Consider the following 12,188-nt stretch of genomic DNA (forward strand, 5'->3'; position numbering starts at 1 on the left):
CGCTGTTACCGCAGCGTGCCGTTCACGACATGCTCGCGGTGGACGAAACCGAAATAGCCCGCGACCAGCGCCAGCAGCGCGTGCAGCCAGATGTCGTTGCCATAAAGCGGCACCAGCCCGAAGGTCGTCGCGGTCAGCGGGATCAGCCCCATCACCGTCAGCACGGCATAGATGATCGCTACCCCCTTGGCATAGCCGAAGGCGGCCGGGATACGGCGCGCCGCCAGCACGCCCCACAGGCCGAAGGCGAGGTGGACCAGATTGTGCAGGATGTTCACCGGAAACAGCCCCAGCGCCAGCCGGGACGAGGCGGTGACGCTGACCCCCGGATGGACGTGCGTGGGCGACAGGCCGGGCACGAACCCCGCCGCGCCCGCGAGGAGGAAGACGATACCGAAGATCATGGCAAAATGTCTGACCGACATGGGGGTGCTCCTGTGGCGTTGCCTGTCCCAGCGTCTCCGGCGGGGGGCTTGTTCCCCGCCCCTGATCCAGATGAGTCGATTTAACTGATTGGAAGAGAACGGAATAAGGAACCGTCCTTTGCGTCGTCCGGTTGAGGGGATATGCGGATTCACCATCTCAACTGTGGCACCGACTGCCCATTGGGCGGGGCGCTTTTCGACGGACGCAGCCGGGGCCCGATCGGCCAGCTCGTCTGCCATTGCCTGCTGATCGAGACCGAGGCGAACGGGCTGGTGCTGGTCGATACCGGCTTCGGCCTACGCGATGTGGCGCATCCCCATCGCCGTCCCGAACCGCGCATCCCCCTGGCGTGGCGCGCGATGCTCAACATCCGGCTGCGCGAGCAGGAAACGGCGATCCGCCAGATCGAGGCGCTGGGCTATACCGCGCACGACGTGCGGCATATCGTTCTGACCCATCTCGACTTCGATCATGCGGGCGGGCTGGAGGATTTTCCGCACGCGACCGTGCACGTCATGGCCCGCGAATATGACGATGCGACCGGCCCCCATGACGGCATCGTCGCGCGCAACCGCTGGCGTCCGCCGCAATGGAACGGGGTGGATCGCTGGCGGCGCTATACCGCCAGCGGGGAATCCTGGTTCGGCTTCGACGCAGTGCGCGATCTGGCCGGACTGCCGCCCGAGATTCTGATGGTGCCGCTGCCGGGCCATACATGGGGCCATTCCGGGGTCGCGATCCGCCAGTCGGGCGGGCGCTGGCTGCTCCATGCGGGCGACGCCTATTTCTACCGGGGCGAGATGCGCAGCGCCCGGCGACATTGCACGCCCGGCCTGCGCGCGTACCAGCGTCTGATGGAGGTCGACGCCACCGCGCGCATGACCAACCAGGCCCGCTTGCGCGCATTGTCGATCGAACGGCGGGACAGCGTCACCATGGCCTGCGCGCACGACCCGGTGGAATGGGAACGCTGTCGCGACGGGCATCCGCTATAGCCGAATAGCTGGCGGGAAACGGCCCCGCATTTCGAGAATGTCAGGCCCGCGTCATCCTGTCCCGCGCCCTGCGCTGATATGCTCGGCCCCTATAGCTGGCATGGGGATGGTGGCATGGTGAAGGGGGCAGGGCGCAGGCGGATCATGGTCGCGGCGCTGTGGGCCGGGGCGGCGGCGAGTCCGGCCATGGCGGAGACGTGCAAGGTCGGCCAGATGGCGGCGATCCCGGTCACGATGCAGGGCCTGCGCCCGGTGGTCGAGACCCGGATCAACGGCAAGCCCGCCCCCTTCATCCTCGACAGCGGGGCCTTTTACAGCAACATCTCGCCTCCCGTCGCACGCGAACTGGGCCTGCCGGAACAGCCCTTGCCCTTCGGCTTCCGGGTGAACGGGATCGGCGGCAGCTCGGACGCCACCGTCGCCACGGTCAAGCACTTCACGCTGGCCGGGGCCGACATCCCGAACATCCAATTCATCGTCAGCGGCAGCGATGTCGGACAGACCGGCCTGCTCGGCCAGAACGTCCTGGGTCTGAGCGATGTCGAATATGACCTGCCCGGCGGCATGGTCCGCCTGTTCAGGCCCAGTGGCTGCGCACACGCCTCCATGGCCTATTGGACCGGCGGCAAGCCCTATTTCGAAATCCCGATCGAGACCAAGGATCAGGCGCACAGCCACACCGTCGGCACGGTCGAGCTGGACGGCGCGAAGCTGAACGCGACCTTCGACACCGGCGCCGCGCAGACCGTCCTGAGCCTGCGTGCCGCCGCCCGGGCGGGCGTCCATCCCGGCGATCCGGGCGTCGAGGCGGCGGGATGGGAGCGTGGGCTGGGCCGCCATGTCGTCCAGGGCTGGACCGCGCGGTTCAAGCTGCTGAAGATCGGCAATGAGGAACTGCACAATGTGCGGCTCCACATCGCCGATCTGGGGCCGCTGGAGACCGACATGCTGCTGGGCGCGGACTTCTTCGTGTCGCACCGGCTCTATGTCTCCAATCTCCAGCACCGCATCTATTTCACCTATAGCGGCGGGCGACTGTTCGATGCGGTGGCGCATGCCGATCCGGGCACGGCGGCTGTCGTCGCACAATCCACCACCGAGGCCGCGCCGCCAGGCGATGCCGAGGGTTACAGCCGTCGCGGCGCGATGTTCGTCACCCAGCACGACCTGCCCCATGCGATCGACGCCTTTACGCAGGCGATCGCGATGGCGCCCAAGGACCCGCGTTTTCCCCGCCAGCGCGCGCTCGCCTATCTGGACCAGCATCGCCCGGTGCTGGCGATCGACGATCTCAACACCACGCTGACGCTCGACCCGGCCGATACGCAGGCGCGGTTGATCCGCGCCGAGCTGCGGCTGCGCGCGGGCAATCCGGCGGGGACGATCACCGATCTCGACCTGCTGAACGGGCAGTTGCCGCGCGAGGACGCCGTACGGCTTCAGATGGCGCGGCTCTATTCGGGGGCGGACGCCTTCGATGCGGCGATCGCGCAATATGATCTGTGGATGGCCGCGCATCGTGACGACTCGCATCGCAGCAGTGCGCAGAACGGCCGGTGCTGGTCGCGGATGCTGGCCGACAAGGATCTCGACAAGGCGCTGGGCGACTGCAATGCCGCCGTCCACGCGATCCCCGGCGACCCGAGCTTTCTCGACAGCCGGGCCTTCATCCATCTCCGCCAGAAGGACGACCGGGCCGCGCTTGCGGATTTCAACGCCGCGTTGGCGATCGATCCCAGGCGACCCTGGGCGCTGTACGGACGCTCGATCGCCGAGACGCATCTGGGCATGACGACCGAGGCCGCGCGCGACCGGACGCTGGCGACGGGGCTGGACAAGCGCATGCCGGAGCGGATGAGGAAATACGCGATCGGCTAAGTGCATTCCTCCCCTGCAAGGGGAGGGGGACCATGCGAAGCATGGTGGAGGGGTGTCCCGCTCTCGATAGGGTGACACCCCTCCGTCAGGCCTGCGGCCTGCCACCTCCCCCTACAGGGGAGGAAAATGGCATTAGAACGCCTTCGACACGCCGACGAAGAACCCGCGACGCGGGCCATATTGCGGCGCGCCCACACCCACGCCGGTCCCGTCGCGGATTTCATATTTGTGGTCGAGCAGGTTGATGACGTCGAACCGGATGTCCAGGTTCGGCCCCGCCAGATGTTGGCTCGCGGTCAGGTTGAACTGCGCATAGGGCGACAGCTTGGCGCCGTTGGGGATGGAATTGACGTCGTCGTCGCGGCGCAGGCCCGAACCATAGATCATGCTGCCGCCCAGCTTGGTCCCTTGCGCAAAGGCATAGGACAGGCCCGCCGATCCGGTGAACGTCTGGTCGTGGTCCAGATAGATGTAATGCCGCGCAATATAGTCGAGATCGTCCTGGCCGAAGCTGAACTGGCTGGAGACGATGCTGCGCCCCTTGGCCTTGGCGGCGGCGAAATTGGCATAGGCGAGCAGGCCGCCGCGGGCATAGCTCATATTCGCCTCGATCCCGCCGATGCGGCCCTGCTTGTAGTTGAACGGCGTCAGGATGATCGGCGCGCCGAACTGCCCCTCGTCGATCAGGTTCTTCGAGATGCGGTAATAGGCGTCGATGCCATAGGTGAAGTAGCGGCTGGGCTTGGCCTGGAATCCGACATCGAAATAATCCTGCCGCTCGGCATAGGGCACGTCGTTGACGGTGACGGCCGGATAGGCGCTGGTCCCGACGAACTTGGCGATGCTGGTATTGCCGACCAGCTCGAAGGGCGGCGGCACGAAATAGCGCGAATAGCCCGCGTGCAGCGTGTAGATATCACCCGGCTGCCAGACCAGGTTGACGCGCGGCGACAGCTGCCCCTCGCGCCGATAACCGTTATACAGGTCGTAGCGCGCGCCATAGTTGAGCGTCAGCTTGGGCAGGAGCGTCCACTCGTCCTGGAGATAGGCGCTGAAGCTGGTCGCGGTCTTGCCGCTATTGTCGACGATCGCGATCGGCTCGCCCGCTTGGGCACCATTGCCGTCGACTGGGAAGACATTGGTCATCGTCGCGCTGGTCGAGCGGTCGCGCGTCACCAGCAGGCCGCCGCGCAGCGTGTGCGCATCGCCGACATGATAGACCGCATCGACCTGTCCGCCGATCGCGAAGTCCTGCTTATACGCCTGTTGTGCCTGCCCGTTATAGAGCAACTCGCCGAGGATGTCGGGGCGATAGCGCAGCGACGAATAACGCGCGAAGAGCGAGGCCTGCACGGTCAGCGGCTCGGCATCGTGGAGGAACGCGACCTGGCCGAAGCCGGTCTTTTCCAGCTGCGTCTCGTTCAGCTTTTCGCTGGGGAAGGCGGTCTGGCCGCCGACGCTCCACCCGGCGCTCGGCTGCTGGCCGACGGGGTTGGGGATCTGGAACCACTGGTTCGAATAGCCGCCGACGAAGGACACGCGATTCTGGTCGTCCAGGATATGGTCGATATAGGTGAAGGCCTGATATTGGTCGGTATCGTCATGCACCGGGTTCGACCGGCCGTCGACGCTCTCGATGCCAAGCCCGCTGTGCCGGTAATCGCCCGACACGAAGTAATTGGTGCTTCCCGAAGAGCCGCCATAGGTCAGGCTCGGCTGGATGGTATTGTGGCTGCCGCCATAGATCGATGCGGTGCCGCCATTGTCGAACAGCCCGCTCTTGGTGGTGATGTCGATGATCCCGGCGGTGCGCAGGCCATATTGCGCGGGCAGGGCGCCGGTCAGGATGTTGACCTTGTCGACCAGGCGCGGGGACAGGGTCTGGCCGAACACCGCCAGCCCCTCGGGCAGGATGGTGCCGTTGATGCGATATTGCAGGCCGTTGTGATCATCGCGGACATGGAACTGGCCGAAACCGTCCTGCACGACGCCGGGGGCCTGGAGCAGGATCTGGTTGAACTGCTGGTTCTCGCCACCGGGCAGCGCCTTGATCGTGGCGCTGGTGATTTCATAATTGGAGGCGCCCAGGCTGGGCTGGATATGCTCGCGCGCGGTGTCGAGCCGCTTGGCCGTGACGACGATGTCGGAGGGCTGATTCGCCGTGGCCGCCGGGGTGGCGTCCGCATCGGGCGTCGGTACGCCACGGGTCTGCGCCAGCGCAGGGAAAGCAATCGCGGACGACGCGACACAGCAGAGGAGAGCACAAAAACGCATCGACAACCCCAAATGTTATAACGTCTCCCGATCGGGCTATCTTGCTGCGCCGCAATGGGATGGCAAGGCAGGTCAGGGTTCATGACGCATTTGTAAGCGGGCCATCATGCAGGGCGCCGCCATGGTCAGGGGCCCGCGAGCGCGCTATAAGGTGGTATGGCCGAACGCTTCGAACGACACCGCCAGCCCTGGCGGCAGGACGAGATTCAGAAACTCCACACCCTTGCGAAGAAAGGCATGGCGCTGAAGGCCATCGCCAAGGCGCTGACCCGCAGCGAGGAGTCGGTCAAGGCGCGGGCGAAGGAAGACGGGCTGTCGATCGCCAAGCTCCACTGAGGTTTCGGGGCGCAGTCCGTCCGCGCCCGGCCCGCGCCTCGATCGTCAGCGCAGGATGATGGCGGCCCCGTGCTTGTGCGCGCGAATTTCCTCTTCGGTCAGGCCGTTGATCTCGTGCGGAAAGATCAGCCAGTCATTCGTCTCATGGACGAAGAAGTCCGGCGTCAGGTCGGTCACGTTGCGTGACGGCTTGTAACAGACGGTCGCGACCTTGACCTCGTCCGGAATATTGTTCCGGCAGCGCTGCCTCAGTTCCTTCAGCAAGGCGCGGACCGAACGCCCGGAATCGAACACATCGTCGATCAGGAGCAGACGATCCTCCGGGTTCAGGACGTCGACCAGATGACCCAGCCCGTAAATGCGGACCTGCGGCTCCTGCTGGTCGATGCCGGTATAGGAGGCGGTGCGGATCGCAATATGGTCGCTCTGTACGCCGCGATATTCGAGCAGTTCCTGGACCGCGATGCCGACCGGCGCACCGCCGCGCCAGATGCCGACGATATGGGTCGGGCGAAAGCCGGAGTCGAAGACCAGATTGGCCAGGCGGAAGGAATCCTCCAGCAGGCGGTCGGCGGACAGGTAGATCTTGGTGGTCACGGCAATCGTCCATCATCGTTGCGGGGCCGGGCACATAGCCATCGGCATCCGGACAGGCCGCCTATGTGATGCGGTCGGGCCGACAGGGCAAGCGGACGGCGCTATTCGACGATCCGTCCGATCCGCACCAGAACCCCGGTCGGATCGCTGACCGCGAACTCATAGGTGCCCCATGGTTTGGCGTGCGGCGTGCCCGGCTCGATGATGCAGTCGCGGACCCGCTCGGCGACCGCGTCGACATCCTCGACATAGAGATAGAGACCCAACGGATTGTCGTCCGTGCGCACCGGCCAGCCCGGCATGTGGTTGAGGTGCAGATGCCAGCCGCGTCCGTCCTCCAGGATGCGATAATGACCGAAATCGGCGGCGACCGAAAAGCCGAGCCGTTCGTAGAAGGCGGTGCTGGCATCGAGGTTGTCGGCGGGGACGATGGCGACGCAGTGGTGGTTCATGCTGATGCCTTCCTTGCGGTCGACGGGATGTGCCGAATCCTGAAGTCATGGCCATCGCCGTTTCGACGATCGGGCGAAAAGTTCCGGCGCTTTCTCATGAAGTTATTGTCATGAATTCTTGCGTGGTATTTGAATTGGTAGCAGGTTTATCCTTGTTCTACAGCGGGATAACTTTACCGCCAATCGTTCGCCAAACATAAATCATACGATCGACGGATATTTCAAACTATTGCTGGGTTGGGCCCCGCATCTCGCGGAGACCTATCATGGCCACAGCGGCATTACCCGATTCTCGAACGTCCCCATCGTCCGAAGGCGATCGCCGCCGCGCGACATGCTGGTTGCAGGCGCTCAATTTTTTCATGGCCGATATGCAGGCGGGCATCGGCCCGTTCCTGGGGGTCTTCCTGCAACAGCGCGGGTGGCAGACCGGGCCGATCGGCACCGTCATGACGCTGGGCGGCGTGGCGGGCATGGTGATGACGGTGCCTGCGGGCGCGTTCATCGACCATACCGACAAGAAGCGCTGGGTCGTCGTCATCACCGGCATCTGCACGGTTCTGGCATCCTTCCTGATCCTCTGGTCGCAGACCGGCATCGTCGTCGGGGTCAGCCAGGTGGCGACCGCCATTGCGGGCGCGGCGATCGGCCCGGCGGTGACCGGCATGACGCTGGGCGTCGTCCGGCAAAAGGGCTTTAACGCGCAGAATGGCCGCAACCAGGCCTGGAACCATGCGGGCAATATGGTCGGCGCTGGGCTTTCCGGCTTTCTCGGCTGGAAGTTCGGCATGCCTGCCATCTTCTTCCTGGCCGCCGCCTTCGGCGTGCTGGCGATCATCTCGGTCCTGTCGATCCCCGAACGCGCCATCGACCACCGCGCCGCGCGCGGGCTTGAGGATGAGGACGGCGACGATCAGGAAGGCGGCCAGGCCGAGGGTTTCAAGGCACTGCTCGCCAACAAGCCGATGCTGATCCTGGCGGCGGCGCTGGCCTGCTTCCATCTCGGCAACGGCGCGATGCTGCCGCTGTATGGCATGGCGGTGGTCGGCGCAGGGAAAGGCGATGCGGCGATGTTCACCGCGACCACCGTCATGGTGGCGCAGGCGGTGATGATCATCGCCAGCCTGGTCGCGATGAAGGTCGCCGCCGGGCGCGGTTACTGGCTGGTCCTGCTGATCTCCTTCGCCGCCCTTCCCCTGCGTGGCTTTCTGGCGGGCACCTTCATCGAGCATTGGGGCGTGTGGCCGGTCCAGGCGCTCGACGGCATCGGTGCGGGGCTTCAGAGCGTCGCGGTGCCCGGCCTCGTCGCCTGCCTGCTCAGCGGCACCGGCCGGGTCAATGTCGGGCAGGGCGCGGTGATGACCATCCAGGGCGTCGGCGCCTCGCTGTCGCCCGCCATCGGCGGCTGGCTGGCGCAGGAACTGGGCTATCACATCGCCTTCTACATTCTCGGCGGTTTCGCGATGGCGAGCCTGGGGCTGTGGATCGGCTTTGCAGGGACTCTGCGCCCCGCCTGCTCCGGTGGTGCCAAGCCCGAGGAGGCACAGGCGTGAGCGGTATCTGCTGGGTCCATATCGGCGACCTGCATCTGGACGAAGCGGACGACTGGCAGGGCCTCGACCGGCTGAAGACCATCGTCGCGCAGGTGAATGCGCGAATGGGCGAAGCGGACTTCGTCTTCGTGCCCGGCGATAACGCCAATCACGGCACGCGCGAGCAATATGCCCGGATGATCGACGCGCTCGCGCCGCTGTCGCTGCCATGGCGGATCATCCCGGGCGACCATGATTTCGAGCCGGGCGACCTGTTCCACTACGAAGCGGCGATCCCCAAGGCCAACCGGCCCGAGATGGAGGTGATCGCCGGGCATCGCTGCCTGTTCCTGGACGTGGTGTCGGCGGGGGCCGGTGGTCCCGACTTCCGGCTGACCATGCATCACCGCAACAAACTGGCCGAGGAACTGGCGCGGGCAAAGGCGTCGGGCGAAGTGCCGCTGGTCTTCATGCACGCCTATCCCGGCGATCTGGCGGCGGACGGCGACCTGATCGCGCGCCAATTCATCGACGGCGAGGTCGCCTTCGTCGATACCGGCCATACCCATTACAACGAGCTGCTCAACGACGGCCGCGTGATCTATGGCGCGACCCGCTCGACCGCGCAGATCGAGGAGGATGGCGGCGCACCGGGCTTCACCATCGTCTGTGTTGAGGACCGGGTGGTCAGTTGGCGCTTCCGGCGGCTGGATGCGGCCTGGCCGCATGTGCAGATCGTGTCGCCGGGCGATGTCCGGCTCATCACCCGTCCGACCGACCCGCATCAGGTGCCTCGGCCCGGTGCGGTCGAGATCGTCGCTCGGCTGTTCGGTGTGGATGCGACGCCGGTCGCGCGGGTCGGCGATAGCGACACGCCGATGACGCGGGGCGAGGACGGCCTGTGGCGGGCGACCGTGACGCTGGCCGAGGGATTGAACGCGATCGAAGTCCGCTGCGGCGAAGGCTATGACCGGATCGACTGTCTGGTCCGCGACGCCCATGCCATCCCGAAGCGCCGCCTGCCCGTCGCACCGGGCGAGGATTGCCACGCGATCGGCGCCTGGCCTATCGCCGGGATCGATGGTGCCCGGCTCGGGCCGAACAAGAATGGGTGCGGATGGTGACGCTGGCATACGGAGCCACCTGGGCGATTGCGGGGCTGTCGACTGCGGGTGTGATCGCGCGGCCGATGCGCTGGCCCGAATGGATCTGGGCGGTGGCGGGTGCGGTGCTGTTGATCGTGCTCGGCCTGATGCCGCTGAATGAGGCGGGACAGGCGATCGCGAAGGGTACCGACGTCTATCTCTTCCTGATCGGCATGATGCTGCTCAGCGAGACGGCGCGCGAGCATGGCGCGTTCGACTGGATCGCCGCCACCGCCGTCAACATGGCGGGCCGGTCGCGCGCGAAGCTGTTCGCGCTGGTCTATGCGACGGGCGTGGTCGTCACGACCTTCATGTCCAACGACGCCACCGCCGTCGTGCTGACGCCCGCCGTGTTCGTCGCGGCGAAAAAGGCCAAGGCCGATCCGCTGCCTTTGCTGTTCGCCTGTGCGCTGATCGCCAATGCGGCCAGCTTCGTGCTGCCCATTTCCAACCCGGCGAACCTCGTCCTCTATGGCGGGCACATGCCGCCGCTGGGCGCATGGATGGCGGCGTTCGCGCTGCCATCGCTGGCGTCGATCCTCGTGACCTTCGCGGTGCTGCGCTTCACCCAGCGGGCGCGGATCGCGGGGGACTGCGAGAGTGATGTGACTCGCGACCCGCTGTCGATGGGAGGCAAGCTGGCCATTGCGGGCATCGTGCTGACGGCGCTGCTCCTGTTGGTCGTGTCGGCGCTGGATGCCGAACTGGGCCTGCCGACCGCATTGGCGGGGATCGCGACGGCGGTGATCGTGTCGCTGCTGGCGGGGCGCTCGCCGCTGACGCTGGCCACGTCGGTGTCCTGGGGCGTGCTGCCGCTGGTCGCGGGGCTGTTCGTGCTGGTCGAAGCGCTGGACCGGACGGGCGTGATCGCCTGGGTGGCGCGGGGGCTTCGCGACATGCTGGCCGATCCGACGCGGGCGGCGGCGGTGTCGGGCACGACGCTGGCCTTTGTCAGCAACGCGATGAACAACCTGCCTGCCGGGCTGGTCGCCAGCAGTGCGATCGCGCAGGCGCATCCGCCGCAGATCGTCACCGACGCGTTGTTGATCGGTGTCGACCTCGGCCCGAACCTGTCGGTCACGGGCTCGCTCGCGACGATCCTGTGGCTTCAGGCGATCCGGCGCGAGGGGGAGGATGTGAGCTTCCTCGCCTTCCTGAAGGTCGGCGCGGTGGCGATGCCGCTGGCGTTGCTCGCGGCGTTGGGGATTCGGTTGTTGATCGGGTGAGGCCCCACCTCCGTTCGCACTGAGCGAAGTCGAAGTGCACGCGGGACGGTCTCCCCTTGGCCTTCGACTTCGCTCAGGCTGAACGGAGGTAGGGAATCAAAGCGCCCCCAGATCGATCGCCCCGTTCTTGTCCAGCCACTGCCCCGCCTCGGGCATCGGGTATTTCAACCCGGTGGCGCAGTTGAACAGCACGACCCGCTCATCCTCGTCGACCAGATTGTCGCGCACCGCCTGGTTGTACGCCGCCAGCGTCGCGCCGCCCTCGGGGCAGAGCAACAAGCCGTCCTTCTTCGCGCAATCCTCCACCGCCTTCAGGATCGCCGGGTCGCCCACTGCCAGCGCCGCGCCGCCGGACTCGCGAACCGCGCGCAGGATCAGGAAGTCGCCGACCGCTTTCGGCACGCGGATCCCCGCCGCCACCGTCGCGGCATCCTCCCAGCGTTCGGCATGTTCCTCGCCCGCCTCGAACGCGCGGACGATGGGGGCGCAGCCGCTCGCCTGTACCGCATACATGCGCGGGCGTTTGCTGCCGATCCAGCCCAGCCGCTCCATCTCGTCGAACGCCTTCCACATGCCGATCAGGCCGGTGCCGCCGCCGGTCGGGTAGAAGATCGCGTCGGGCAACTCCCACCCCAATTGCGCGGCGAGTTCCAGCCCCATCGTCTTCTTGCCCTCGATCCGATAGGGCTCCTTCAGCGTCGAGAAGTCGAACCAGCGCCCCTCGGCCGCGCCGCGCCCGACGATGGCGCCGCACTCGTCGATCTGGCCGTTGACCCGCCAGACGCGCGCACCCTGGGCGGCGATCTCGCGGACATTCACTTCCGGCGTTTCCTCCGGGCAGAGGATCACCGTCTCGATCCCGCAGCGCGCGGCATAGGCGGCCAGGGCCGCGCCCGCATTGCCGTTGGTCGGCATTGCGATCCGGGTGACGCCCAGTTCGCGCGCCATCGCCACCGCCATGACCAGCCCGCGCGCCTTGAACGACCCGGTCGGCAGCCGCCCCTCATCCTTGACCAGCACCGATGCGCCGCCCGAGCGGGGAATGGGGATCAGCGGCGTCTCGATCTCGCCCAGCGAGACGATGCTCCCGGTGCGCCGGACGGGGAGGAGTTCGCGCCAGCGCCACAAGTCCGTCTCACGCGCGGCGATGGTGTCGCGCGACACCGCCTGGCCCAGGGCCTCCAGATCGTAGCGGACCAGCAGCGGGCGTCCGGCGCGCGACAGGCCGTGAAGCTGGTCCGCCTCATAGCGTTCGCCGGTCAGCGAGCATTCCAGATGGGTGACGAAGGTCGGGCGGTCTTCGGTGAGGTTGCGATTCATGGCCCCA

Annotated in this window: 12 protein-coding genes; 7 read left to right on the forward strand and 5 right to left on the reverse strand. The window is 66.4% G+C overall.

The annotated features are described in order from the left end of the window. Positions 1-5: 5 nt before the first annotated feature. The gene (locus GGQ89_RS01255; RefSeq protein ID WP_221238808.1) at positions 6-404 is read right to left on the reverse strand and encodes a DUF4383 domain-containing protein; all 399 of its coding nucleotides are present in this window, start codon (positions 402-404) and stop codon (positions 6-8) included. Positions 405-566: 162 nt separating this feature from the next. Between GGQ89_RS01255 and GGQ89_RS01260 the strand changes: the two genes are divergently transcribed. Then, entirely contained in the window at positions 567-1,421 is an 855-nt protein-coding gene (locus GGQ89_RS01260) for an MBL fold metallo-hydrolase (protein ID WP_184103458.1), read from the forward strand. Positions 1,422-1,535: 114 nt separating this feature from the next. Further along, a complete protein-coding gene (locus tag GGQ89_RS01265) occupies positions 1,536-3,299 on the forward strand; it encodes an aspartyl protease family protein (RefSeq protein WP_240456561.1) in 1,764 nt (587 codons plus the stop codon). Positions 3,300-3,431: 132 nt separating this feature from the next. Here GGQ89_RS01265 and GGQ89_RS01270 read toward each other — a convergent pair whose 3' ends face one another. Next, positions 3,432-5,573 (reverse strand): TonB-dependent receptor, encoded by a 2,142-nt coding sequence (locus tag GGQ89_RS01270; protein WP_184103461.1) that lies wholly within the window; start codon positions 5,571-5,573, stop codon positions 3,432-3,434. A 156-nt stretch (positions 5,574-5,729) separates the two neighbouring features. On the opposite strand from GGQ89_RS01270, the gene GGQ89_RS01275 reads away from it, so the two are divergent. Then, positions 5,730-5,909: a hypothetical protein gene (locus GGQ89_RS01275; RefSeq protein ID WP_042490606.1), complete on the forward strand. Its 180-nt coding sequence runs from the start codon at positions 5,730-5,732 to the stop codon at positions 5,907-5,909. Between the two features lie 45 nt (positions 5,910-5,954). Here the strand turns inward: GGQ89_RS01275 and GGQ89_RS01280 are convergent, their stop codons facing one another. After that, positions 5,955-6,506, reverse strand: coding sequence for a phosphoribosyltransferase family protein (locus GGQ89_RS01280; RefSeq protein ID WP_184103464.1), 552 nt, complete (start codon positions 6,504-6,506; stop codon positions 5,955-5,957). A 101-nt stretch (positions 6,507-6,607) separates the two neighbouring features. Beyond that, complete coding sequence (locus GGQ89_RS01285) at positions 6,608-6,958, reverse strand: VOC family protein (protein WP_184103467.1); 351 nt, start codon at positions 6,956-6,958, stop codon at positions 6,608-6,610. A 47-nt stretch (positions 6,959-7,005) separates the two neighbouring features. Here GGQ89_RS01285 and GGQ89_RS01290 point away from each other — a divergent pair, with 47 nt between their 5' ends. The 4 genes from GGQ89_RS01290 to GGQ89_RS01305 all read left to right on the forward strand — a co-directional run bounded on the left by GGQ89_RS01290 (position 7,006) and on the right by GGQ89_RS01305 (position 10,861). Continuing rightward, on the forward strand, positions 7,006-7,158 hold the full coding sequence (locus tag GGQ89_RS01290) for a hypothetical protein (RefSeq protein WP_184103470.1): 153 nt from the start codon (positions 7,006-7,008) through the stop codon (positions 7,156-7,158). Positions 7,159-7,224: 66 nt separating this feature from the next. Next, a complete protein-coding gene (locus tag GGQ89_RS01295) occupies positions 7,225-8,511 on the forward strand; it encodes an MFS transporter (RefSeq protein ID WP_184103473.1) in 1,287 nt (428 codons plus the stop codon). Further along, positions 8,508-9,614: a metallophosphoesterase gene (locus GGQ89_RS01300; RefSeq protein WP_184103476.1), complete on the forward strand. Its 1,107-nt coding sequence runs from the start codon at positions 8,508-8,510 to the stop codon at positions 9,612-9,614. Before GGQ89_RS01295 ends, GGQ89_RS01300 begins: the two co-directional genes overlap by 4 nt. Beyond that, positions 9,611-10,861 (forward strand): SLC13 family permease, encoded by a 1,251-nt coding sequence (locus GGQ89_RS01305; protein ID WP_206362794.1) that lies wholly within the window; start codon positions 9,611-9,613, stop codon positions 10,859-10,861. The genes GGQ89_RS01300 and GGQ89_RS01305 overlap by 4 nt, the downstream gene beginning before the upstream one ends. Positions 10,862-10,957: 96 nt before the next feature. On the opposite strand, the gene GGQ89_RS01310 is transcribed toward GGQ89_RS01305, so the two are convergent. Then, a complete protein-coding gene (locus GGQ89_RS01310; protein ID WP_184103483.1) occupies positions 10,958-12,181 on the reverse strand; it encodes a threonine synthase in 1,224 nt (407 codons plus the stop codon). Positions 12,182-12,188: the final 7 nt, after the last annotated feature.

The organism is Sphingomonas yabuuchiae, from assembly GCF_014199595.1.
Lineage (GTDB): Bacteria > Pseudomonadota > Alphaproteobacteria > Sphingomonadales > Sphingomonadaceae > Sphingomonas > Sphingomonas yabuuchiae.